Here is a 23,606-nt window from a genome sequence, read left to right as displayed (position 1 = left end):
ATAATTTTATGCACCCACACTTGATCAAATTACTCAGCTTGTCGGCCCTGACCGCCGGCATTCTCGCAGCCAGCGCTGGCGTCCGTGCCGATGAAGTCAAAGCACCGGCATTCAGCGCCGAACCGTGCTGCAACCTGTGCCCCGAAGCCCACGACGCGAAGAACTACACCACGCGTTATCAGCAAAACTTCACCACGCTGGTGCAGGCTCAGGGCGATTGGCTGTTCCGTACGCAAGAAGACTTGCGCACCGAATTCGACACCACCCCGGCCGGCTACAAACGCATGAAAGAACTGCACGATGCGTTCAAGAGCAAAGGCGTGGAGCTCGTTGTTGTTTACCAACCCACGCGTGGCCTGGTGAACCGCAACAAGCTCAATCCGGAAGACAAGGCCAAGTTCGATTTCGACAAGGCGCTGAAGAACTACAAGACCATGCTCGGCCGTTTCGCCGCCATGGGTTACGTGGTGCCGGACCTGTCGCCGCTGACCAATGAATCACTGCCCGACACCCTGCCCGCCCACGACTTCTACTTCCGTGGCGACCAGCACTGGACGCCGTATGGCGCGCAGCGCACGGCGAAAATCGTCGGCGAGAAAATCAAGCAATTGCCTGCATTTGCCGACGTGCCCAAGCGCGAATTCGAGAGCCATAAGTCGGGTCGCATGGGCAAGACCGGAACGTTACACAACATGGCCGGTCAACTCTGTGGCACCAGCTACGCGATCCAGTACATGGATCAATTCACCACCGAGCCAAAAGGCGAAGCAGCGGACGGCGATCTGTTCAGTGACTCCGGCAATCCGGAGATCACCCTGGTCGGCACCAGCCACAGTGGCAAGAACTACAACTTCGCCGGTTTCCTCGAAGAGGCCATCGGCGCCGACATCCTCAACGTGGCGTTCCCCGGCGGTGGCCTGGAAGGTTCGATGCTGCAGTACCTGGGCAGCGAAGAGTTCCAGACCAAGCCGCCGAAGATTCTGATCTGGGAATTCTCGCCGCTCTATCGCCTCGACCAGGAAACCATCTACCGCCAGATGATGGCGTTGCTGGACAACGGCTGCGAAGGAAAGGATGCACAGATGAGCGGCAGTGCCACGTTGAAACCGGGCAAGAACGAATTGATGGTCAACAGCAAGAACCTGAACTTGCAGAACAGCAGTCACCAGGTTGACATCCGTTTCGCCGATCCGTCGGTGAAAACCCTGCAAGCCACCCTCTGGTACATGAACGGTCGCCACGAGGACATCAAGATCGAGAAACCGGAAACCTCCGACACCGACGGGCGTTTCGCCTTTGAGTTACGCACGGACGAAGACTGGGCCTCGCAGAATCTGCTGGCCGTCGAAGTCCAGGGCCCTGAAGCAGGTGCCGCGCCACAGAAAGTCGAAGCGAAAATCTGCAAACGCAACGTGTTCCCAGGCGCCGAGCAACGCACCGCTCAGGCCGGGCAATGAGGCAATTATGCAAACCCGAACTTTGAAAAGATTATTGGCGCCCTCCCTGCTGACGCTGGCCATGTTCGCCGGCGCCACGCAGGCCGCCGCGCCCCTGCGTCCACCCCAGGGCTACTTTGCGCCGATTGAAAAAGTCAAAACCGGCGACAGCAAAGATGGCTGTGACGCGATGCCGACGCCGTACACCGGCTCGCTGCAATTTCGCAGCAAGTACGAAGGCTCCGACAAGGCCCGTTCGACCCTGAACGAGGCATCGGAAAAAGCCTTCCGCGACACCACCGCCGACATCACCAAGATTGAGCGCGGCACCAGCAAGCGCGTGATGCAGTTCATGCGCGATGGTCGCCCGGAACAGCTCGAATGCACGCTGAACTGGCTGACCGCGTGGGCCAAGGCCGATGCGCTGATGTCCAAGGACTTCAACCACACCGGCAAGTCCATGCGCAAATGGGCGCTGGGCAGCATGGCGTCTTCGTACCTGCGCCTGAAGTTCTCCGACTCGCATCCGCTGGCCAACCATCAGCAAGAGTCGCAGTTGATTGAAGCCTGGTTCAGCAAAATGGCGGATCAGGTGGTCAGCGATTGGGACAACCTGCCGCTGGAAAAAACCAACAACCACTCGTACTGGTCCGCCTGGTCGGTGATGGCGACGTCCATCGCCACCAACCGCCGCGACCTGTTCGACTGGTCGGTGAAGGAATTCAAGGTCGCCGCCAATCAAATCGACGCCCAGGGTTTCCTGCCCAACGAACTCAAGCGCCAGCAACGCGCCCTCGCCTATCACAACTACGCCCTGCCGCCGCTGGCGATGATCGCCAGTTTTGCGCAGGTCAACGGTGTGGATTTGCGTCAGGAAAACAACGGTGCGTTGAAACGCCTGGGTGACCAAGTGCTGGCTGGCGTTAAAGACCCGGACATCTTCGAGAAAAAGAACGGCAAGGAACAGGACATGACCGACCTCAAGGTCGACTCGAAATTCGCCTGGCTCGAACCGTTCTGCACGCTCTACACCTGTTCACCGGATGTGCTCGAGAAAAAACACGAGATGCAGCCGTTCAAGACTTTCCGCCTCGGGGGTGACCTGACCAAGGTCTACGACCCGGCCAACGAGAAAGGCAAAGGTTCTTAGGCAAACATATAACCCTGTGGGAGCGGGCTTGCCCGCGATAGCGGTGGGTCAGTCGACATCAAAGTTGAATGTCAGACCGCAATCGCGGGCAAGCCCGCTCCCACAGGGTCGGTGTCAAGTTTGAGTTTTTGTGTGTTACGCCCCCCGGTTTTTCGTGGGGGGGTTTGGGGGGGCTGCGGCCCTTGACTGTTGGTTAAACATGGAGAGACCGGGATGGTATTTTCATCCAACGTGTTCCTGTTTTTGTTCCTGCCGATCTTTCTCGGCATGTACTACTTGAGCGGAATACGCTATCGCAACCTGCTGCTGCTGCTCGCCAGCTACGTGTTCTATGCCTGGTGGCGCGTGGACTTCCTTGCGCTGTTCGCCGCTGTCACGCTATGGAACTACTGGATCGGCCTCAAAGTCGGCGCCGCTGGCGTTCGGACCAAACCGGCACAACGCTGGTTGCTCCTGGGCGTGGCCGTCGATCTGTGCATCCTTGGCTACTTCAAGTACGCCAACTTCGGCGTCGACAGCATCAACGCGATGATGACCTCGGTCGGTCTGTCGCCGTTCATCCTGACTCACGTGCTGCTGCCGATCGGGATCTCGTTCTACATCTTCGAGTCCATCAGCTACATCATCGACGTCTATCGCGGCGACACGCCGGCAACGCGCAACCTGATCGACTTTGCGGCGTTCGTGGCGATCTTCCCGCACTTGATCGCCGGCCCGGTGTTGCGTTTTCGCGACCTCGCCGACCAGTTCAACAACCGCACCCACACCCTCGACAAGTTCTCCGAAGGTGCCACGCGGTTCATGCAGGGTTTCATCAAGAAGGTCTTCATCGCCGACACCCTCGCGGTGGTCGCCGACCATTGCTTCGCCTTGCAGAACCCGACCACGGGCGATGCCTGGCTCGGCGCACTGGCGTACACCGCGCAGTTGTATTTCGACTTCTCCGGTTACAGCGACATGGCCATCGGCCTGGGCTTGATGATGGGTTTCCGCTTCATGGAAAACTTCAAGCAGCCGTACATCAGCCAGTCGATCACCGAGTTCTGGCGGCGCTGGCACATCAGCCTGTCCACCTGGCTGCGTGACTACCTGTACATCACGCTGGGTGGTAACCGCAAAGGCACGCTGATGACCTATCGCAACCTGTTCCTGACCATGCTGCTCGGTGGTCTGTGGCACGGCGCGAACATCACCTACATCGTCTGGGGTGCATGGCACGGCATGTGGCTGGCAATTGAAAAAGCCCTGGGCCTGAACACCTCGCCGCGCAGCATCAACCCGATCCGCTGGGCGCTGACTTTCCTGCTCGTGGTCATGGGCTGGGTGATCTTCCGCTCGGAAAACCTGCACGTCGCCGGCCGTATGTACGGCGCGATGTTCAGCTTCGGCGAATGGTCGTTGTCGGAACTCAACGCGGCCAGCCTCACCGGCCTGCAAGTCGCGACTCTGGTGGTGGCTTACATGACCCTGGCGTTCTTCGGCATTCGTGATTTCTACAGCAACCTGCCACCGGAAAAGACCAAGCCTGCCGTCAACGTCGAGGCCGATGGCCCGGCCACTGCGACGCCTGGAATGATCAAAGCCGTACCGGGCGATAACTCGGCCAGCATCCACGAACCGGGTTACACCGTTGGCGTTGAAGCCACCGTGCAACCGGCCTACTGGACCGCTGACTGGTCCCGTTACGTGATGCGCACGCTGGTACTGGTGCTGTTTATCGCCTCGATTTTCAAACTCTCGGCGCAAAGCTTCTCGCCGTTCCTTTACTTCCAGTTCTGAGGGATCTGACCATGACCCGCTCATTACGCATCTTCTATATCAGCCTGTTTATGGTGACCTTGCTGGTCCTGGGCCTGTGGTCGACGCGCAGCTTCTTCGGCTTCAGCACCCACGCCGACGCGACAGTGCTCAATGGCCGCTGGGCCAAGGCTGTCGAAACGCACTACGACGACGAGTTCCCGATCAAGCGCCTGGGCACCAACCTCTGGGCCGCGCTGGATTTCAAACTGTTCAACGAAGGTCGTCCGGGCGTCGTGCTCGGTCGCGATCAGTGGTTGTACAGCGATGAGGAATTCAACCCGATCGTCAACGAAGAGTTGAACCTGCAAGGTAACTACGCACTCGTAGAAGGCGTGCGCCAAGAGTTGAAAGCCAAGGGCGTGAAACTGGTGATGGCGATTGTGCCGGCCAAGACTCGTCTGTATCCGGAACACCTGGGTGAGGTGAAGCCTTCGAGCATTCACGCCAACCTTTATGAAGACTTCCACGCTCGTGTGGCGGCCAACAAAATCATCGCGCCCGACCTGCTCGTCCCGCTGCAAAAGGGCAAGCTCAACGGTCAGCAAGTGTTCCTGCGCACCGACACCCACTGGACGCCGGAAGGCGCGCAAATTGCCGCCGAGACCCTGGCCAAGACCATCGCCGAGAAAACTCCACTCAGCGGCGAGCCTCAGCGCTTCGTCACCGAGCCGGCAGAGAAAGTGACCCACAAGGGTGACCTGCGTTTGTTCCTGCCGCTCGATCCGCTGTTCGAAAACCTGATGCCGGCGACCGAGCCGTTGCAGAAACGCAACACCGTGGTGGCCGACGATCAGGCGAGCGGTGATGACGCGCTGTTCGCCAACACTGAAGTGCCGGTGGCCCTGATCGGCACCAGCTACAGCGCCAACCCGAACTGGAACTTCGTCGGTGCGCTGAAACAAGCGCTGCACAGCGACGTGGTCAATTACGCCGAAGACGGCCATGGCCCGATTCAGCCGATGCTCAGCTACCTGAAAAGCGATGCCTTCAAGAACAGCCCGCCACAGGTGCTGATCTGGGAGTTTCCTGAACGTTATCTGCCTGTGAACAACGAAATCGGCGACGCCGACCCGCAGTGGGTCGCAGAGCTCAAAGAAGCCGGCGCCCGCCAACAAAACGTAGCCGCAAACACTAAATCCGAGACGCCCGACCGGGCGCAAAACTGAAAGAGAGAGGTACTTCCATGACTTTCACTACTACTCCTCGCCGTCTCGCCAAGACCTTCGCACTCGTTGCAGGCATGAGCGTGTTGTCGATGTCCGCCTTCGCTGGCGACGCCGCGCTCTACGGCCCGACCGCACCGAAAGGCTCGAGCTTCGTGCGGGTCTACAACGCCGGTAACGCTGAAGTCAGCGCCACCGTCGGCAGCACCAACCTGGCCGAAGTCGCGCCGCTGTCCAGCACCGACTTCAGCTTCATGCCGGGCGGCGACTACAGCGCCAAGGTCGGCAGCCAGACCCTGCCGGTGAAACTGGCCGGCGATCACTATTACACCCTGGTCAACAACGCCAGCGGCGCGCCGCAACTGATCGAAGAGCCGCCGTTCAAGAACAAGCAGAAATCCCTGGTTCGCGTACAGAACCTGAGCGACAAGGCCCTGACCCTGAAAACCGCTGACGGCAAGACCGAAGTGGTGCCATCCGTGGCCGCCAAGGGCCGTGGCGAGCGTGAAATCAACCCGGTCAAAGTCAGCCTGGCCCTATACGATGGCGCCACGAAAGTGGGCGACGTGAAGCCGGTTGCCCTGGAACGCGGTGAAGCGGCGGTGCTGTACGTCACCGGCAACGGCAGCAGCCTGTCGCCAGTCTGGGTAAAACGCCCGGTTTCGACGCGCTAAACATTTTGCCTGACTGACGCATCCCCCTGTGGGAGCGGGCTTGCTCGCGAATACGGTTTCACATTCAACGAAGATGTTGACTGACCCACCGCTTTCGCGAGCAAGCCCGCTCCCACCCTGAACCGGGATGTCAGTCCGGACACGGAATAAGAACAAGAGTGAAACGACAGAACGCAGTAGCTCTGACCCATACGATTTTCAAGGAGTAACAACATGATTCCGGTGATCTTGTCAGGTGGTAGTGGCTCACGTCTTTGGCCGCTTTCCCGTAAGCAGTTCCCCAAGCAATTCCTCGCCCTGACCGGCGAACACACGCTGTTCCAGCAAACCCTGGAACGCCTGGTGTTCGAAGGCATGGACACCCCGATCGTGGTCTGCAACAAAGACCACCGCTTTATCGTCAACGAGCAGCTGAGCAACCGTAAGCTGGAAACCCAGCGCATCCTGATGGAACCGTTCGGCCGCAACACCGCGCCGGCCGTGGCCCTGACCGCGATGATGCTGATCAACGAAGGTCGCGACGAGCTGATGCTGGTGCTGCCGGCTGACCACGTACTGGAAGACCAGAAAGCCCTGCAACGCGCCCTGGCCCTGGCCACCGTTGCCGCCGAAAACGGCGAAATGGTGCTGTTCGGTGTGCCGGCGACCAAACCGGAAACCGGCTACGGCTACATCAAGTCGACCAACGACTCGCTGCTGCCGGAAGGCGTCAGCCGTGTCTCGCACTTCGTTGAAAAACCCGACGTGAAACGCGCCACCGAGTTCGTCCAGTCCGGCGGTTATTTCTGGAACAGCGGCATGTTCCTGTTCCGCGCCAGCCGCTTCCTCGAAGAGCTGAAAAAACACGATCCGGACATCTACGACACCTGCCTGCTGACCCTTGAGCGCAGCGAACAGGACGCCGACACGGTCACCATCGACGAAGCCACCTTCGCCTGCTGCCCGGACAATTCCATCGATTACTCGGTCATGGAAAAAACCCAGCGCGCCTGCGTCGTACCACTCACCGCAGGCTGGAGCGATGTCGGTTGCTGGGCGTCGCTGTGGGAAGTGAATGACAAAGACGTCAACGGCAACGTCACCAAAGGCGACGTGGTCATTCAGGACAGCAAAAACTGCATGATCCACGGCAACGGCAAACTGGTGTCGGTAATCGGCCTGGAAAACATCGTGGTCGTCGAAACCAAGGACGCCATGATGATCGCCCACAAGGACTCGGTCCAAGGCGTGAAACAGATGGTCAACACCCTCAACGAACAGGGCCGCAGCGAAACCCAGAACCACTGCGAAGTCTATCGTCCGTGGGGCTCCTACGACTCGGTCGACATGGGCGGGCGCTTCCAGGTCAAGCACATCTCGGTCAAACCGGGCGCGTGCCTGTCGCTACAAATGCACCACCACCGCGCCGAACACTGGATCGTGGTCAGCGGCACAGCTGAAGTGACCTGCGACGAGAATGTGTTCCTGCTGTGTGAGAACCAGTCGACCTACATTCCGATTGCCTCGGTTCACCGTTTGCGTAACCCGGGCAAGATTCCACTCGAGATTATCGAGGTGCAATCGGGTAGTTATCTGGGTGAGGACGATATCGAGCGGTTTGAAGATATCTATGGTCGGTCTACGCCGATCGAGCGTGGCGTTTCGGTGAAAACCATCGCGCAGTAAGTAGTTGGTAAAAACAAGCCCCCGTCCAGACCACTGCGTTCCCTATCCGCAGTGGGTTGGATGGGGGCTTTTTACTTACCAAGAGAAATACCTCGATCCATCTGAGTCTTCAAACTGACCACCGAATTTTTTTTAATTTCAGGTGGTTTCCTTTTAGTAGAAATAACAATTTCATAAGCACCTACAGGCTTAACTGCCACTAAAAAATCAAGATCCTTACCATTCGGCTCTATTGTTACACCCGTAGCGAGCAAGCCAAAATCCAGCATGACCTGTGTTGTGGACTTTCCATTCGGAGTTTGAAAAAAAGCTTCCATCAGCTCAGGGCTATTATTTTCAAGTCCTCGCGTCTTATCCAAAGTGATTTGATTTTTAACTTTAGACCTTCGAATAAAACTTGGAAGCTCACCGAAATTACTATTTCTTGCTGCTGCCACCCTATACTGCTTTCTGAAAATGTCGTTGGCGAAAATCTTGCCAGAATCTGGAAATTTATAGTTTTGTTTAAACTCCCACTCGTGCCCCTTCACCTCATTAAAATACTTGCTGACTCTTTCTTTATCAGGGTCTTTGATTTTCGGCTCAGTCATTACAATTGTCTTCAATACAACTTTATGGGTAAACTTTTTATCTACAAGTTCCGCTCTGCCTTGAGAGCGCTCATCTGCTAAAGCCAACTGTTCAGCCAAATCTTTAACACGGTAGGACACAACCTCGATTTCGTTGGGTTTTTCCAAATCAACTCCGCCTAGGGCGCCTGTAGTTTCTTGCACCTCAAGGCCTTCTCCTAATATAGGAGCAAGTCCAAGCTCATCCCGAAAAACAGACGGTCGATTTCTGACCATGCAAAATAAATTCAAGTCATACAGATCCCCCGCCGGATCGGGATTCAACCATCGCTGCAACCACGGCATGTAATACCTGAACCCATAGCAATAAAGCCCTGTCGCGTCCCGCTCCTTCCCCGAATACCGCACGGTTTTGTAACTGACCTGCACCGCTTCGCCATTACTCCACGCCGTGCCGCCAAACGGGTAATACCGTTCCTGGGTGATGACGTTGGCGTCCTGATTCAGCTCCAGCGTGCTCGAGCCCAGATGATCCGTCAGGCTGTAGCGCTGCTGATTGTTGGTGATCTCATTTGGTTTTCCCGCCTCCCAGTGCAGCACCCGCACACTGCCGCGCCCGGTCGCTACGTCGATAACGTGCAGCACTTCGCCAGTGCCGCTGTGGGTGTGGATTTCCAGAGCGGGCAGATAGAGCGTTTCGATGACCACGGTTTGGGCATTGGTTTGAAGCGAACGGATTTTGCGCACGCGCAGGCCGTCAGCCCCGTAAACGTAACGCTCGCTGTCGCTTTCGGCACCGTCGCGCTCCGCCGGCCGGACTTCGCACAATTGATTGCGCAGATCCCAACTGAGCGTCTGTCCCGGTTGCAGCTTCAGCAGGTTGCCATTGGCATCGAAGTTGTTGCGGAAGTCGCCCTCACCCGGCTCGATACCATCGCGCACCGGCAGGCAGCGGTTGCTGTGGGCATCCGCAACCAGTCGATGGCCGTGGTTTTGCGGGCCGACGTGGGTCAGTTCGAGCAGGTTGTTACCGGTGTCATAACGGTAGGTCTGGCGGTAGTTGCCGGGCATGGCGGGGTCCGCCGTCATCGCCGATGACGGGCCATGCCTGACCGAGCCGGCCTCCCAGCCTGTGGCCTCGATCAGCCGGTAAAGCGTGTCATAAAAATAATGGCTGACCGGTTCGATGCGCTGATTGGCGAAGTAGCGGATCGGCAGCGCGGCGTCTTCGATGCTTCGCACATTGCCGACCGGGTCGTAGGTATAACGCAGGTCCTGCAACGGATCAGCCTGACCGAGTCGGGACAGCAGGCGTTGCAGGCGTCCGTCTTCGGCGGCGTATTCGAGGGTGGTGATCACGCCATTGCCGGCGACTTCCCTCTCGACCTGGCCGTGGGCGTTGTAGGTGATGGCGCTGACCATCGGCAGGTGTTGGGGCGCGTTGCTCAGACGCAAATCCACGGCGCGCAACTGACCGCCCACGGTCTGGCTGAAGCGTTGTTCGTTACCTTGTGCATCGGTTCGCGACAGCAGATCTCCCGGTGGGTTGAAACGTGAATTCGTTGAAAAAGACTGCACGCTCTCGCCAAAACGCCGCGCTTGCTCAAGTACCGTGCCGGTCAATCCGTAGTCGTTAAACAGCAGAACACCGGCAGTATCTTCGTGGCTGAGCAGTCGGCCGCACTGGTTGTGACCGGCCAACGCCGGATCGTTGGCCGCATAAGTCAGACGCTCCGCACAAACCGCTTCGTCCTCTTTGGCTTGCTCAAACAACGCACTCAATCGCAGCTGATCGTCGTAGTGCATCCAGCGCTGCGAACCCCGGCCGTCCCAGGATTGAACCGGTTGACCCGCCTCGCCGAACACGCTCACGCGCAAACCTGCATCGACACTGACGGTGCACAGAGCCGTGCCGGAGAGGCCATGAATCATGCGCAGGTTGGCAGGCGCTGAAGCCTCCTGAAACAGGCGCGAATCCCAGTGCGCGACCGCCCTTCCCGCCAAGTCATGGGTTGTGCGTTCGACATGCGCTTCTGCCGTGTCACCGGCCCCGGCGCGGTAATAATCCACTGAGCGTAAGGCCAGACCACGCGGATCAATGGCCATCAGCTTTGGGGTATGGCGATGCGTTATCTGTTGTTGAAATTGCATAGCTCGTAACCCGGTAACTTTGAAAAAATAACGCTAAAAACTCGCTGAGCAACAAATAAAACTAAACTCCGGGCCAATACACTTGTGTTTGATACTGGAAATGTTTCGGATCATCCGGATCAAAGTCAGGGGCTCTTGACACTTCTCCTTCCCCACGCTTTTTATAAAAATCATCTGCACGATAGACATCCGAATATTCAAAATCTGCAACAAGCGGAGATTTCGGATCGCCGGGGACTGCATGTCCCATTGGAATACGCTCTGAAACAAAGGTACTCGATAGATCCACCCCTGATTGCTTTAAAAATTTCAAAGTGTGCATTTTTTGCTCCATATGCGGCTTATAATGCCCGCTCTTATTTTCAATAAATGCAATCTTCCCTTTGTAAATCGTCATCATTCCTGCATCAAGTACTCTGCCACCGGAAAAACCGCTGGAGTGATGAAATTCATTTACTTTATGTTGAAAGATGAGTAATTGCTTTTCATTCGGAGAGTCTGGATTCCATCCAAGCACATAAGCCATCTGAGTAGTTTTCCAATTAGCCGCCGAGGTAGTGCTTCGGGTCTCCCGGGTAATTGTTCTGCCTCTCAGCGTCCCCTCAGCAGAAGAAGTCAGAAGTAGCCCATCTGCTGTATGAAGCCGCTTGTTACGCACGGAAACCACATAGGATTTACGCTCTTCCGCAGAAAAATACTTTACGCCTCTGAATTGATGTGAGCGATCCGTTATACGTGATGGATCAGACAACACTTCCGTCGCTGTCCTGACATCGCGCTTACTCCCCAGCATTGGATGAACAAGTGCTGTAGGGCGTGTTTCAGAAAATAGCGTGGAGCGGAGGTTGGAAATCGCGATTCGCCATTTTTCGCTACTCGGGCCGTAACGACTTGTATTACCAGCAGGAGAGTCCGCGTCCCCACCAGACAAACCAAAACGATCCGTATGATTCACCGGATTACTCATCAACATGGCATAAAAATTAAGGCCGTCAATGTCTCCCGCCGGATCCGGATTCAACCAACGCTGTAACCACGCCACGTAATACCGAAACCCATAACAATAAAGCCCCGTCGCATCCCGCTCTTTCCCCGAATATCGAATCGTTTTACGACTCGCCTCAACTTCCCCCCTCCCGGCAAACCAGGCGGTAGTGCCAAACGGGTGATACCGTTCCTGACTAATCGCGTCACCGTCGTTGTCGAGCTCCAGGGTGCAGGAGCCCAAATGATCACCCAGGCAAAACCGGTATTGATCATTGGCACTGCCCTTCGGTGGCGCCGTTTCCCAGTGCAGGACCTGCACACTGCTGCGTCCGGCCTGGACGGTGATCACATGGAGCACTTCGCCCGTGCCGCTGCGGGTACGCAGTTCCAGGTTCGGCAAATAACGCACTTCAGCAATCACCGTTCGAGCATTGGTCTGCGTCGAGCGGACTTTGCGCACCCGCATGCCGTCTGCACCATAGACGTAGCGCTCACTGTCGTTCGGGGCGCCGTCACGCTCAACTGGCCGCACTTCGCACAACTGGTTACGCAGGTCCCAGCTCAAGGTTTGTCCCGGTTTCAGCTTCAGCAGATTGCCGTTGGCGTCGAAGCCCCGGCGAAAGTCCTCTTCGCCTGGCTCCACGCCCTCGACCACTGGCAGGCAACAGTTGCTGGAAGGCGCGGCGACCAGACGATGCGCATGGTTTTGCGGCCCCTCGTGGGTGAGTTCCAACAGGTTGCCGCCTAGATCGTAGCGATAGGTCTGGCGGTAATTGCCTCGCGGGGCAGGGTCATCAAACGACGAAAATTGCGGACCTTTATTCGCGCCGCCGGCCTCCCAGCCCTTCGCGCAGTTCAACTGATCAAGGCTGTCATAGGCATACAGGTTGACCGGATCGATACGCTGGTTGGCGAAGTAGCGCACGGGCACGGCGGCGTCTTCGATGCGCAGCACGTTGCCCTTGGGGTCGTATCCATAACGGGAATCTTGCAGGACATCATTGCCGCGCCTGGCGTGCAAGCGACTCAGGCGAGCGTCTTCCTCGGCGTATTCAAGCGTGGTGATCACGCTGTTGCCCGCCACTTCCCGCGCGGTCTGGCCATGGGCGTTGTACTGGATGGCACTGACCAGTGTTTTCGGCGCGGTGTCGTTCTGTAGTTGCAGTCGAACCTCGCGCAACTGGCCGGCGACGGTGTGGCTGAAAAACTGACGGTTGCCTTGGGCGTCGGTCTGTTCAACGGCCTCGCCCAGCGGGTTGAAGTGTGAGCGAGTGGTCGCGCCAGGCCCCGGTTCCAGCGCTGTATCGCGCTCGCTCACGGGCTCTGGCCAATCGGGAGATGCCAGCGAGCGAAGAAAGTGCCGAGTCTGCTCAAGCAACCCGCCCGACAGTCCAAACGTCGAAAACAGCAGCGTGCCTGCCGGCTCATCATGACGGATCAATCGGCCGCACTGATTGTGGTCGGCGAACGCAGGAGCGTTGGCGGCATAAGTCAGACGCTCCGCGCAAACCGCCTCGCCATTCGCGGCGTGCTCGAACAGCGCAGTCAATCGCCGCTGATGGTCGTAAAGCATCCAGCGCTGCGAACCCCGACCGTCCCAAGTGTGAACGGGTTGACCCGCTTGGCCGAACAGACTCAAGCGCAGACCGGCATCGACACTGACGGTGCACAAGGCCGTGCCGCTCAGACTGTGGATCGTACTCAGGTTGGCCGGGGCCATCGCCTCCTGGAACAGACGCGGGTCCCGTTGGGCAACCGCCCGCCCCGCCGGGTCATAAACGGTGTGGTTAATCCACCTTTCGCAAGGCTCATCTACGGCGGCACGGTAATAGTCCACCGAACGTACCGCCAACCCGCGCGGTTCAGCGACCGCCAGTTTGGGAGTGTTGCGGTGTATGGCCGATAAACGGGACAGCATCGCGCACCTTCAGGCTGGTTTTCACTAGCTAATGCTGAAAACCCAAGGCTGGCTACTGTCACAAATTACAGGTTCGACAAACGGTCGCCCTCACCACGCCCATCGCCAAGCACACCCGCCCTTAGGTAGGATGAGCCTCTCTTCTGCGAGGTTGTGCGACATGTTCATCGGCGTCCTGTTGGTTATCACCTGGCTGATCCTGTTGCTGCGTTACCCGTCCAAGGCCCTGCCCGTTTCTGTGGCGGCCGCCATCGGATTGGGGCTGGTAGCCACGTGGGTGATCTGGCTGGACAATCGCGAGGTCAAGCAATTGGCACGCCTTGAATTGCGCATCACTTACGCGCCGCAACAGTGTCCGGCCGATCGCCCGTTGCAACTGAAGATGAACAACGGCAACGACGTGCCGCTGACCGAACTGCGCTGGCGTATCGCTGCCTATGCACCGGGCGATACGGTCAACCTCGCCGACAATCAATACGCCGCACCGCGTTATCGCGGCCCTGGCGAACTGCAAGCCGGGGCGAACTGGGAAGATTGCCTGCCCATGCCGCCCTTGCGTCCCGGCTATCGCCCGCAAACCCTTGAGTTTCGTGCCGAGCGTTTGCAGGGCAGTTTCTCCGACTGATGCCCCTTCTCACTTCTGCACAAGGACCGCGCCATGCCCGTTGCGTTGATTACCGGTTGTTCCAGCGGCATTGGCCGCGCTCTGGCCGATGCCTTTAAAGGTGCCGGTTATGAAGTCTGGGCCAGCGCCCGCAAGGCTGAAGACGTCGCCACGTTGACGGCGGCCGGGTTCACCGCCGTGCAACTGGACGTCAACGATGGCGCGGCACTTGAAGCGTTGGCCGGCCAGATTAACCAGCAACACGGCGGTCTCGATGTGTTGATCAACAACGCCGGTTATGGCGCCATGGGACCGTTGCTCGACGGTGGCGTGCCAGCCATGCAGCGGCAGTTTGAAACCAATGTGTTTGCGATTGTCGGCGTGACGCGCGCGCTGTTCCCGGTGCTGCGCCGGGCCAAAGGGTTGGTGGTGAATATCGGCAGTGTGTCTGGGGTTTTGGTCACGCCGTTTGCCGGTGCCTACTGCGCCTCGAAAGCCGCTGTGCACGCCTTGAGCGATGCGTTGCGCATGGAACTGGCGCCGTTCGGCGTGCGAGTCATGGAGGTGCAACCGGGCGCCATCGCATCCAGTTTTGCCAAAAATGCCGGGGCGGAGGCGGAACAATTGATCAGCGAACAGTCACCGTGGTTTCCGCTGCGCGAAGGCATCCGTGCGCGGGCCAAGGCGTCTCAGGACAACCCGACGCCGGCCAGTGAGTTTGCCGCCGGTTTGCTCAAGGCTGTGCAACAGGGCAAACCGCCACGACTGATTCGCTTGGGCAATGGCAGCCGCGCATTGCCGTTGTTGGCCGGGTTGTTGCCCAAAGGGTTGCTGGAGTCAGGGCTGATGAAGCGGTTCGGGTTGAACGGGCAACTTTGAGACCGAGTCGCCCCAATCGCGGGCAAGCCCGCTCCCACAGGGATCTTCCGTGTGCATGCAATCTATGTCATCCAACAGAACCTGTGGGAGCGGGCTTGCCCGCGAAGGCGTCAGAACAGACTCCACAGAATTTCAGGAAAAAACATGACCGACTACACCGAATACTTTGACGAAGTGATCCAGGCCCATGTGGCCATCGAGCAATGGCTGGCCGAAGAACGGGATGCCACTGAACTCGAACATCTGCTGACACGTTTTTCGCCGCAGTTTTCCATGGTCTCGCCGTTGGGCCGGGTCCTCGATTTTGCGGCGTTGAACGAGTTGTTCACGCTGGCGGGCGGCAAGAAACTCGGGTTCCGGATCGAGCTCAGCGAGTTGCGTGGCCTCGCGTTACATGACGGCGGCGCAACCGTGAGTTACCGCGAGCAACAGACCGATGCCACCGGCCTGCACTCCGATCGCCGCTCGACCGTGGTGTTCGAGAAACAGGCCGATGGCAAGGTGCTTTGGCGGCATTTGCATGAGACGTTCTGCAAGGAGTGAGACCGAGTCGCGCCCATCGCCGGCAAGCCGTTCTCGCTCCCACAGTAGATTGGCGGTGTTGCACGAATCAGCGTTCGAACGCGGTCAATGTGGGAGTGAGACCGGCTTGCCGGCGATGGGCGCGACTCGGTCTGAAGTCAATTGACCACCACCGTGCACGTAATCCCCGCCGCCAACAGCACCCCCTCCGGCACTTCATCAATGTGAATCCGCACCGGCACGCGCTGCGCCAGGCGCACCCAGTTGAAGGTCGGGTTCACGTCGGCGATCAGCTCGCGGCTTTCCGGGTTGTCGCGGTCGTAGATGCCGCGGGAAATACTCTCCACATGCCCCTTGAGCACTTCGCCGCTCATCAATTGCATGTCGGCCTTATCACCAACGCGCACGTGGGGCAGTTTGGTTTCTTCGAAGAAGCCGTAGACCCAGAACGAGTTCATGTCGACCACGGCCATTTTCGCTTCGCCGATGCGTGCGTAGTCGCCGCGATGCACGTTGAGGTTGGTCACGTAACCGTCCACCGCCGCACGCACTTCGGTGCGTTTGAGGTTGAGTTCGGCGGCTTCCAGTTGCGCTTGTGCGTGCTGGTAATCGGCGAGGGCCGAGTCGGCGATATTGCTCGCGTCGTCGCGGTTTTCCCTGGAGATCACCAGGGCATCCATGTCGGCGCGGCGATGGGCGTTGACCTTGCGCATCTCCCACGTCGACTTGCGTGAAGCCACCAGCGCCTGCGCCTGCTTGACCGCGATGCGGTAGTGCTCGGGGTCGATGCGCATCAGCAGATCGCCCTTTTTCACCTGTTGGTTGTCGCGCACCGGCACGTCCACCACTTCACCGGTGACGTCGGCGGCGACGTTGATGATGTCGGCGCGCACCCGGCCGTCGCGGGTCCACGGCGTGTCCATGTAATGCACCCACAGGGTCCGGCCGATCCATAGCGCGAGGGCCAGCACCAGCAGGGTGGCGAGCAGGCTGAATAGCTTTTTCATCAGGTCGTTCTCAACGGTAGACAGTCAGCGCCAAAGCGCCGAACAGACAAGTAAACAGACTCAGGCGCAGCAGCGCCGGGTGCCAGAAAAAACGGTACAGGTCGAACCCGGACAGGAACCGGTCCAGCGCCCAGGCCAGCACCGCGGCGATGAAAAACATCAGCGTCATGGTCGGCATGTACACACCGTGGAAGGCAATTTCACGAGGCATGTTCAAGTCCTTGAGGCGTGGTCGTTGCATAGGCTGCAAGCGGCGATTGCGGGTCCAGCAATGAGGTGCGGATGAAATGCAGGTAGCTCTTCACCCGGCGCAACGCCGAGGTGTCGAAGTGCGGCGCGAAGGGTTCGTCGGTGGCTTGCACGCGGCTGATCGCATGGTCGACCGCGATCAGGCAACGTTGCAGATTGCTCTGGCCCGGTTGCAGAAACAGCCGCACCAGCGAACGCCCCATCACGCGGATGGCCTGGCGCCACGGCTGCGATTCGGCGTACGCCGGATGCACCGGCAAAATCGCCTGTTCCTTGCGCAACTCGATGATCGCGTGGCCGACCTCCAGCACCACGAACATCCAGCGCAGCAAGTCCCGTTGCACCTGCGGCTGACCGGCGGCGAGACCATAGGCCTGGTGCAGCAAATCCCGCGTGCGACTTTCGAAACTCGACGCCAGGCCTTTGAGTTTTCCGCTGATCGCATACACCACTTGCCCGCGCAGATCCTGCTCCAATCGACGCCATAACCAGCGGCTGTTCGGCGGCAGGATGATCGCGCCGGCGGCGGCGCACACCAGCATGCCGAGCACCATGGCGATGTAGTCGTTGATGAAGGCGTAAGGGTTGTAGACGGTGAGGTTGTCCGGCACCGAACCGGTGCTGAAGAAGATCAGCAAACCGAGGCCGACACCGGCGTATTGCGGGCGCGAGGTGAGGAACGAACCGAGCACGATCACTGGCGCGAGCATCACGCACAGCAAGGGAAAACCGTCGATCCTGGGGAAGATGAAAAACATCTCGACGAAGCCGATCAGCGCCCCGAGGAAAGTCCCGCAAGCCATCTGGAACGCCATGCGTTTCGGGTTCGGCGTCGCCGCCGACAGGCCCACCGTCGCAGCGGCAATCAGGGTCATGGTCGCGCCACTCGGCCATGCGGTGGCCACCCAATAACTGCCCAACACCACCAGAATGAATGCCGCGCGAATCCCCGAAGCGGCGGACGCCATCCAGTTGGTTTGCGGGGTGAAAGGCTCGTCCCACTGCTCCCGCGCATGGCTGTGATCGGCCAGGGACGCGTGGGTCTGTGCGTAACCGTGCAGGTCGTCGACGAAGCGATAGAGCAACTCATACGCGGTATGAAAATCGAGCCGCTCGGCGTCGCTCGGCTGGCGCTCCTCAAAGGTCGCCCGCAAGCTGCGCACCCGCGCCGGCAGCGCTTCTTTATAGGCGCTGAGCGCACTCACCAAACGGGCCGCGTCGGGGCTGGTCAGGGCACGACCGCTGAAACCGTCAAGCACCTCGGCGAGGTCCTGCAAGCCCGGTTTGATCGCCGCGACCACGTGATCAGCGCCGCTGCTGCGCAAGCGTTCAAGCAGTTGGTGCAGGGCATTGAACCGGGTGGTAATACCCATGAACTCGCTGTTCAAGCGACTGAGCCGACCGTTGCGCCGACGCATGTGCGGGTCTTCAAACACGGTGACGCTGCGCAGCCCTTCCAGGCCGACCGCCTCGGCGATGAAGCGCACGTTGCTCGCTTCAAAAGCGTCCCGTTTGCTGCGACCGCGCAAGCCGTCGGTGACAAACAGCGCGAACACGCCGAAGCGCTGATACAAGGCGTTGCGCATCGCCGCGCTGGCGGTTTGCGGCAGGATCGCGGCGCTGACCACGGTGGCGCAGAGAATCCCCAGGGAGATTTCCAGCACCCGCCAGACCGCCGCCATGAACGCGCCGTCCGGGTGCGCCAGCGCCGGCAAACCGACCATCGCAGCGGTGTACCCGGCCAGCACAAAACCGTAGGCGCGAAAGTTGCGATAACGCGCCGCACCGGCCGAGCAGATGCCGACCCAGATCGCCAGCGAACCGAGGAACAACTCGGTGTTTTGGGCAAACAACGCAATCAGCGCGACCATCACCGCCGACCCGGTCAAGGTACCGAGGAAGCGATAAAAACTCTTGGCAAACACCTGACCGCTTTGCGGTTGCATGACGATAAACACGGTGATCATCGCCGTGCGCGGTTGCGGCAACTCCAGACGCATGGCCAGCCACAGGGTCAGGAACGCAGCGAACAGCACCTTGAAAATGTAGACCCAGGTCACGCCGTCGCTGCGTGCCCAGTCATAGAAACCCCGGCGCCATTCAAGGGAATACAGCCAGCGCAGAGGTGCGGGCAAGGGAGTCATCAGATCCTGCTTAGTCATATTCAGTTAAGACACAGGTTTTGTGTTCAATTCAGGAGGCTCTTCAGAGTGGCCGGGGTTTTCGGTGCGGCGGTCTGGCTGTCTTTCGGCACATCGTTGCCCGCACCGAGCCCACCGCCGAGCGCCGTCACCAGTTCGGCATGCGCACTCAGCCGCGCAGCCTGAACCTGTTGCTGAACCTGCTGCTGTTTGAACAACAAGGTCTGGGCATTGAGCACGTTGAGGTAATCGGTGAGCCCGCGCTGATAAGCGATCATCGCGATGTCGTAGGTCTTCTGCGCGGTGGCCACCGATTCGGCGGCGAAGGTTTGCTGCTTGTCCATGGATTCGCGGCGGATCAGTTGGTCAGAGATGTTTTTCAGCGCATTGACCAGCGTCTGGTTGTACTTGGCCACGGCGATGTCATAGCCGGCCGATGCTTCACCCAGCTCGGCACGCAAACGGCCGCCGTCGAAGATCGGCAACGAGATCGCGGGGCCGACGCTGTAGTTGAGTTTCTTGCCGGTCAGAAACTCCAACGCACCGCCGCCGGTGGCCATGTAGCCGAGGCTGCCGACCAGATCGACGTTGGGGTAGAAACCGGCGTGGGCGACATCGATGCCCCGCGCCTGAGCCGCCACTTGCCAGCGGCTGGCGACCACGTCGGGACGTTGACCGAGCAATTGCGCGGGCAGCGACGATGGCAGTTTCAGCGTTGCGCCCAATGCCAGCGTAGGTCGCTGCAATTGTGCACCGTCCCCCGGGCCTTTGCCGGCGAGCGCAGCAAGCTGATTGCGGCTGAGGGCGATTTCTTCGTCCAGCGCATCAATCTGCCGGTGGGTTTCCGGCAGCGGCGTTTCGGCCTGGCTGACTTCGAAGTGAGTGCCGATGCCGCCGTTCAGGCGTTTCTGTGCGAGGTCGAGAATTTGCTGCTGCTGTTGCAGGGTCGCCGCGACGATGTCCCGTTGCGCGTAATGCAGCGACAGTTCGATGTAGGCGCGCACGATGTTGTTCTGCAGTTCGAGCTGGGCCAGGCGCGCTTCGGCGGCGCTCATGTGCGCCATGTCCACGGCGCGCTCGGTGGCGTTGCTTTCACGGCCCCAGAGGTCGAGGGCGTAGCTGAAACCCAACGCGGCGTTGTTATCCCACGTCGTCGAGTTGGCCAGGTCGCCCGGCCCGTAGAACTGATCGGTGGGCCAGTTGTGGCGCTTGAGGGTGGACTCGCCATTGATCTGCAATGACTCGGCGGACTCGGCAATACCGGCCATGGATTTGGCCTGACGCACCCGCGCTGCCGCCATGGCCATGGTCGGGCTGCCTTGCAGGGCGAGGTCGATCCAGCGGCTCAGTTGCGGGTCGCCGTAGGCTTGCCACCATTGCGCGTCGGGCCAGTGAGCGTCCTGCGAGGCGCTCCGGATGGCGTCGTCGGTGGCCAATGAATTGGCCTCCAGTGCCTTGCCCTGCGGGGCAATACCGGCGGTTCCGATGCAGCCGCTGATTGCCAGGGTTAAAGCCAAAACACTGAGCGTCTGAAGCGCTCTGCTGATGCGACGCGGCACTGCTGCAAATTCCTGAAATAAAGGAGGCTGTAAGAGCCAGCTTGCTGGCTCCTACAAGGGCGACCAATTCTAGGGCTGGGGTCAGATGGCGATAAGCTGGGAATCCTGTGAATCTTTGTTACCGTTAACGCGATAATCCCTTGGTCGGGGTCTCAGACTCTGAAACTTCGTGTCACAATTTGCCATCGCACCCGAGAGCACCCCATGGACACTTTGCAAAACATGCGCGCCTTCAGTTACGTGGCCGAGGCGGGCAGTTTCACCGCTGCCGCCGTGCAACTCGACACCACCACGGCCAACGTCTCGCGCGCGGTCTCCAACCTGGAAGCCCACCTGCAAACCCGCCTGCTCAACCGCACCACGCGGCGCATCGCCCTGACCGAGGCCGGCAAGCGCTATCTGTTGCGCTGCGAGCAGATCCTGGCGTACGTCGAAGAAGCCGAAGCCGAGGCCAGCGATGCCCACGCCCGCCCGGCCGGGCAACTCAAGGTGCACACGATGACCGGCATCGGTCAGCACTTCGTGATCGACGCCATCGCGCGCTACCGCAAGACGCACCCCGACGTGACGTTCGACCTGACCCTGGCCAACCGTGTGCCGGACTTGCTCGACGAGGGTTACGACGTGTCGATCGTCCTGGCCAGCGAGCTGCCGGACTCGGGCTTCGTCTCCCAGCGTCTGGGCATCACCTACAGCATCGTTTGCGCCTCGCCGGCCTATGTGAAAGCCAACGGCTGCGCGCACAAGCCCAGCGATTTGCTGAACCATGCGTGCCTGCGCCTGGTGAGCCCGGTGATCCCGCTGGAGAAATGGACCTTCGACGGCCCGGAAGGCCAGGAAATGGTCACCATCAACAGCTCGCCGTTTCTGGTGAACTCCGCCGATGCGATGAAAACCGCGATCACCAGCGGCATGGGTGTTGGTGTGTTGCCGGTTTACGCAGCCATCGAAGGCTTGCGCAACGGCACGCTGGTGCGGGTGATGCCGAACTACCGCTCGCAGGAATTGAACCTGTATGCGATCTATCCGTCGCGGCAGTACCTGGATGCGAAGATCAAAACCTGGGTCGAGTACCTGCGCGGGTCGTTGCCGGAGATATTGGCCGCGCATCAGGCGGAACTGGCAGCGTATGAGTTGAGCGGGAGCCTGGGTGGGGCGCGATTGGCGAATTGATCCCCCTTGTGGGAGCGGGCTTGCTCGCGAAGGCGTTGTGTCAGCCAACATCTGAGCTGAATGACACGCCGCCTTCGCGAGCAAGCCCGCTCCCACAAAGGGTGTGGTGTCCTAGGACGTTTCCGACGCGGTCTGTCGGTTGTCGGGTGGGACGTGAGATGGGTAGGCTTGGGGGGTCGCTGACGAATCAGCGACCGGGCCTGGAAACCTGACGAATTAGAGCTAATCAGTACTCCCCATGACATACTGCGGCGCTTTTTTGCCTGCAGTTCTGCGTTATGGCGGCTGTGCGTGGGAGACCTTCGGGTCTGCCAAGGGTTTAGCTCTCTTACCTTGCGTTTCCAGCCCACGCCCAGCTGCCACCCATTCGCCTGGAAACCGAGAAAGTGGCAGTTCCATAACATAAGGAGCTTGACCATGATCAAACCATCACCCAATCCACCCGATGCAGAAATCACCGCCCCCCAACACTCATTCACCCTGAAAGCCTCGATCCCGCCCCACACCCCCAGCCATCTATTCGTCGTCGCCCCCAACATCAACACCGAAACCCTCCTGGTCCACGCCAGCGAATCCCTCGCCTCGGCCAGCGTCATGGCCAGCGACCTCGCCGGATTTCTGGACGGCCCCCATCGCAACACCCTGCTGGGCATTCAACAGGCGATCATGCTGGGCGAACTGGCCGTCAATCGCGCACTGGATAACGTCGACCCGCAGGATTAGGCAATCCGCGCCTGACACCCGCAATCTGTAGGATTGCCGGCTTGCCGGCGATCACTGCAACACGGTATGCCTGACCCACCGCCATCGCTGGCAAGCCAGCTCCTACAAATTCGCGTACGAAGCACCCTTTGCGCATCCCCCATCCAACCGGGAAAATGCGTGCATCCGCCCTTTGCGGGCCTCGCACAACGTCGGGGAAGAATGTTAGCGTGCTTGGCATTCTCCACGCCCGACGAGCCCGCCTCTCCATGAAAAAGACCGTCCTCGCTTTCAGCCGCATCACGCCCGCCATGATCGAACGCCTCAAGCAGGATTTCGACGTCATCGTGCCTGACCCGAAAAAAGGCGACATCAACGCCCAATTCAGCGAAGCCCTGCCCCATGCCCACGGTTTGATTGGCGTGGGTCGCAAGCTCGGTCGCGCACAACTGGAGAACGCCGGCAACCTGGAAGTGGTGTCCAGCGTCTCGGTCGGCTACGACAACTACGACGTCGCGTACTTCAACGAACGCGGGATCATGCTCACCAACACGCCGGACGTGCTGACCGAAAGCACCGCCGACCTGGCCTTCGCCCTGATCATGAGCAGCGCCCGCCGTGTCGCCGAACTCGATGCCTGGACCAAGGCCGGTCAGTGGCAAGCCACCGTCGGCGCACCGCTGTTCGGCACCGATGTCTATGGCAAAACCCTGGGCATCGTCGGCATGGGCAACATCGGCGCCGCCATCGCCCGGCGTGGTCGGCTCGGTTTCAACATGCCGATTATCTACAGCGGCAACAGCCGCAAAACGGCACTTGAGCAAGAGCTCGGTGCACAGTTCCGCAGCCTGGATGAGTTGCTGGCCGAAGCCGATTTCGTCTGCCTGGTGGTGCCGCTCAGCGAAAAGACCAAACACCTGATCAGCCGCCGTGAGCTGGCGCTGATGAAGTCGGACGCGATTCTGATCAACATTTCTCGCGGCCCGGTGGTGGACGAGCCGGCGCTGATCGAAGCGCTGCAAAACAACCAGATCCGTGGCGCCGGGCTGGATGTCTACGAGAAAGAACCGCTGGCCGAATCGCCGCTGTTCCAATTGAAAAACGCAGTGACTTTGCCGCACATCGGCTCGGCCACCAACGAAACCCGCGAAGCCATGGCCAACCGCGCCCTGGCCAACCTGCGCAGCGCCCTGTTGGGTGAACGACCGCAAGACCTGGTGAACCCGCAAGTCTGGAAAGGCTGACCGACACGGGCAG

Annotated in this window: 18 protein-coding genes; 12 read left to right on the top strand and 6 right to left on the bottom strand. The window is 59.5% G+C overall.

Annotated features, from left to right (window positions below):
- The first annotated feature begins 8 nt into the window (after positions 1-8).
- The 6 genes from ACI77H_RS25810 (at position 9) to ACI77H_RS25785 (ending at position 7,888) form a co-directional block, all read left to right on the top strand.
- Entirely contained in the window at positions 9-1,457 is a 1,449-nt protein-coding gene (locus ACI77H_RS25810) for an alginate O-acetyltransferase (protein WP_407014448.1), read from the top strand.
- A gap of 7 nt (positions 1,458-1,464) precedes the next feature.
- A complete protein-coding gene (locus tag ACI77H_RS25805; RefSeq protein ID WP_407014446.1) occupies positions 1,465-2,586 on the top strand; it encodes a mannuronate-specific alginate lyase in 1,122 nt (373 codons plus the stop codon).
- 213 nt (positions 2,587-2,799) lie between these two features.
- Positions 2,800-4,365 carry an MBOAT family O-acyltransferase gene (locus tag ACI77H_RS25800; protein ID WP_407014444.1) on the top strand — a complete coding sequence of 522 codons (1,566 nt, stop codon included), beginning with the start codon at positions 2,800-2,802 and terminating at the stop codon, positions 4,363-4,365.
- Between the two features lie 11 nt (positions 4,366-4,376).
- Complete coding sequence (locus ACI77H_RS25795) at positions 4,377-5,552, top strand: alginate O-acetyltransferase (RefSeq protein ID WP_407014442.1); 1,176 nt, start codon at positions 4,377-4,379, stop codon at positions 5,550-5,552.
- A gap of 17 nt (positions 5,553-5,569) precedes the next feature.
- A complete protein-coding gene (locus ACI77H_RS25790; RefSeq protein ID WP_214380748.1) occupies positions 5,570-6,223 on the top strand; it encodes an alginate O-acetyltransferase AlgF in 654 nt (217 codons plus the stop codon).
- A 213-nt stretch (positions 6,224-6,436) separates the two neighbouring features.
- Positions 6,437-7,888, top strand: a complete 1,452-nt coding sequence (locus ACI77H_RS25785) for a mannose-1-phosphate guanylyltransferase/mannose-6-phosphate isomerase (RefSeq protein ID WP_407014441.1) — start codon at positions 6,437-6,439, stop codon at positions 7,886-7,888.
- Positions 7,889-7,959: 71 nt separating this feature from the next.
- Here ACI77H_RS25785 and ACI77H_RS25780 read toward each other — a convergent pair whose 3' ends face one another.
- Both ACI77H_RS25780 and ACI77H_RS25775 read right to left on the bottom strand, forming a co-directional pair.
- Positions 7,960-10,608, bottom strand: a complete 2,649-nt coding sequence (locus tag ACI77H_RS25780) for an RHS repeat domain-containing protein (RefSeq protein ID WP_407014440.1) — start codon at positions 10,606-10,608, stop codon at positions 7,960-7,962.
- 61 nt (positions 10,609-10,669) lie between these two features.
- Entirely contained in the window at positions 10,670-13,513 is a 2,844-nt protein-coding gene (locus ACI77H_RS25775) for an RHS repeat domain-containing protein (RefSeq protein ID WP_407014439.1), read from the bottom strand.
- A gap of 160 nt (positions 13,514-13,673) precedes the next feature.
- Here ACI77H_RS25775 and ACI77H_RS25770 point away from each other — a divergent pair, with 160 nt between their 5' ends.
- The 3 genes from ACI77H_RS25770 to ACI77H_RS25760 all read left to right on the top strand — a co-directional run bounded on the left by ACI77H_RS25770 (position 13,674) and on the right by ACI77H_RS25760 (position 15,539).
- Positions 13,674-14,138 (top strand): multidrug transporter, encoded by a 465-nt coding sequence (locus ACI77H_RS25770; RefSeq protein ID WP_407014438.1) that lies wholly within the window; start codon positions 13,674-13,676, stop codon positions 14,136-14,138.
- A 33-nt stretch (positions 14,139-14,171) separates the two neighbouring features.
- Positions 14,172-14,996 (top strand): SDR family oxidoreductase, encoded by an 825-nt coding sequence (locus tag ACI77H_RS25765; protein ID WP_407014437.1) that lies wholly within the window; start codon positions 14,172-14,174, stop codon positions 14,994-14,996.
- Positions 14,997-15,140: 144 nt separating this feature from the next.
- Positions 15,141-15,539 carry a DUF4440 domain-containing protein gene (locus ACI77H_RS25760; protein WP_407014435.1) on the top strand — a complete coding sequence of 133 codons (399 nt, stop codon included), beginning with the start codon at positions 15,141-15,143 and terminating at the stop codon, positions 15,537-15,539.
- Between the two features lie 137 nt (positions 15,540-15,676).
- On the opposite strand, the gene ACI77H_RS25755 is transcribed toward ACI77H_RS25760, so the two are convergent.
- From ACI77H_RS25755 to ACI77H_RS25740, 4 genes are read right to left on the bottom strand one after another with little or no spacing between them, the layout of a single operon-like run.
- Positions 15,677-16,525: an efflux RND transporter periplasmic adaptor subunit gene (locus ACI77H_RS25755; protein ID WP_407014433.1), complete on the bottom strand. Its 849-nt coding sequence runs from the start codon at positions 16,523-16,525 to the stop codon at positions 15,677-15,679.
- 10 nt (positions 16,526-16,535) lie between these two features.
- Positions 16,536-16,736 carry a DUF1656 domain-containing protein gene (locus ACI77H_RS25750; protein WP_192420812.1) on the bottom strand — a complete coding sequence of 67 codons (201 nt, stop codon included), beginning with the start codon at positions 16,734-16,736 and terminating at the stop codon, positions 16,536-16,538.
- Positions 16,726-18,918 (bottom strand): FUSC family protein, encoded by a 2,193-nt coding sequence (locus tag ACI77H_RS25745; RefSeq protein ID WP_407014432.1) that lies wholly within the window; start codon positions 18,916-18,918, stop codon positions 16,726-16,728. The genes ACI77H_RS25750 and ACI77H_RS25745 overlap by 11 nt, the downstream gene beginning before the upstream one ends.
- Before the next feature lie 44 nt (positions 18,919-18,962).
- Positions 18,963-20,474, bottom strand: coding sequence for an efflux transporter outer membrane subunit (locus tag ACI77H_RS25740; RefSeq protein WP_407014430.1), 1,512 nt, complete (start codon positions 20,472-20,474; stop codon positions 18,963-18,965).
- Between the two features lie 204 nt (positions 20,475-20,678).
- On the opposite strand from ACI77H_RS25740, the gene ACI77H_RS25735 reads away from it, so the two are divergent.
- The 3 genes from ACI77H_RS25735 (at position 20,679) to ACI77H_RS25725 (ending at position 23,593) form a co-directional block, all read left to right on the top strand.
- A complete protein-coding gene (locus ACI77H_RS25735; protein WP_407014429.1) occupies positions 20,679-21,647 on the top strand; it encodes a LysR family transcriptional regulator in 969 nt (322 codons plus the stop codon).
- Positions 21,648-22,064: 417 nt separating this feature from the next.
- Positions 22,065-22,370 carry a DUF6124 family protein gene (locus ACI77H_RS25730; protein WP_407014427.1) on the top strand — a complete coding sequence of 102 codons (306 nt, stop codon included), beginning with the start codon at positions 22,065-22,067 and terminating at the stop codon, positions 22,368-22,370.
- A gap of 248 nt (positions 22,371-22,618) precedes the next feature.
- Positions 22,619-23,593 carry a 2-hydroxyacid dehydrogenase gene (locus tag ACI77H_RS25725; protein WP_407014425.1) on the top strand — a complete coding sequence of 325 codons (975 nt, stop codon included), beginning with the start codon at positions 22,619-22,621 and terminating at the stop codon, positions 23,591-23,593.
- Positions 23,594-23,606: the final 13 nt, after the last annotated feature.

The organism is Pseudomonas sp. O230, from assembly GCF_045447035.1.
GTDB lineage: Bacteria > Pseudomonadota > Gammaproteobacteria > Pseudomonadales > Pseudomonadaceae > Aquipseudomonas.
The sequence above is the reverse complement of the archived record's forward strand: the minus strand, read 5'-3'. Positions and strand labels throughout refer to the sequence as shown.

Excerpts from the sequence above, each read along its gene's own strand:
- ACI77H_RS25810 (WP_407014448.1), top strand. The coding sequence starts at position 9 with ATGCACCCACACTTGATCAAATTACTCAGCTTGTCGGCCCTGACCGCC.
- ACI77H_RS25805 (WP_407014446.1), top strand. The coding sequence starts at position 1,465 with ATGCAAACCCGAACTTTGAAAAGATTATTGGCGCCCTCCCTGCTGACG.
- ACI77H_RS25800 (WP_407014444.1), top strand. The coding sequence starts at position 2,800 with ATGGTATTTTCATCCAACGTGTTCCTGTTTTTGTTCCTGCCGATCTTT.
- ACI77H_RS25795 (WP_407014442.1), top strand. The coding sequence starts at position 4,377 with ATGACCCGCTCATTACGCATCTTCTATATCAGCCTGTTTATGGTGACC.
- ACI77H_RS25790 (WP_214380748.1), top strand. The coding sequence starts at position 5,570 with ATGACTTTCACTACTACTCCTCGCCGTCTCGCCAAGACCTTCGCACTC.
- ACI77H_RS25785 (WP_407014441.1), top strand. The coding sequence starts at position 6,437 with ATGATTCCGGTGATCTTGTCAGGTGGTAGTGGCTCACGTCTTTGGCCG.
- ACI77H_RS25780 (WP_407014440.1), bottom strand. The coding sequence starts at position 10,608 with ATGCAATTTCAACAACAGATAACGCATCGCCATACCCCAAAGCTGATG.
- ACI77H_RS25775 (WP_407014439.1), bottom strand. The coding sequence starts at position 13,513 with ATGCTGTCCCGTTTATCGGCCATACACCGCAACACTCCCAAACTGGCG.
- ACI77H_RS25770 (WP_407014438.1), top strand. The coding sequence starts at position 13,674 with ATGTTCATCGGCGTCCTGTTGGTTATCACCTGGCTGATCCTGTTGCTG.
- ACI77H_RS25765 (WP_407014437.1), top strand. The coding sequence starts at position 14,172 with ATGCCCGTTGCGTTGATTACCGGTTGTTCCAGCGGCATTGGCCGCGCT.
- ACI77H_RS25760 (WP_407014435.1), top strand. The coding sequence starts at position 15,141 with ATGACCGACTACACCGAATACTTTGACGAAGTGATCCAGGCCCATGTG.
- ACI77H_RS25755 (WP_407014433.1), bottom strand. The coding sequence starts at position 16,525 with ATGAAAAAGCTATTCAGCCTGCTCGCCACCCTGCTGGTGCTGGCCCTC.
- ACI77H_RS25750 (WP_192420812.1), bottom strand. The coding sequence starts at position 16,736 with ATGCCTCGTGAAATTGCCTTCCACGGTGTGTACATGCCGACCATGACG.
- ACI77H_RS25745 (WP_407014432.1), bottom strand. The coding sequence starts at position 18,918 with ATGACTCCCTTGCCCGCACCTCTGCGCTGGCTGTATTCCCTTGAATGG.
- ACI77H_RS25735 (WP_407014429.1), top strand. The coding sequence starts at position 20,679 with ATGGACACTTTGCAAAACATGCGCGCCTTCAGTTACGTGGCCGAGGCG.
- ACI77H_RS25730 (WP_407014427.1), top strand. The coding sequence starts at position 22,065 with ATGATCAAACCATCACCCAATCCACCCGATGCAGAAATCACCGCCCCC.
- ACI77H_RS25725 (WP_407014425.1), top strand. The coding sequence starts at position 22,619 with ATGAAAAAGACCGTCCTCGCTTTCAGCCGCATCACGCCCGCCATGATC.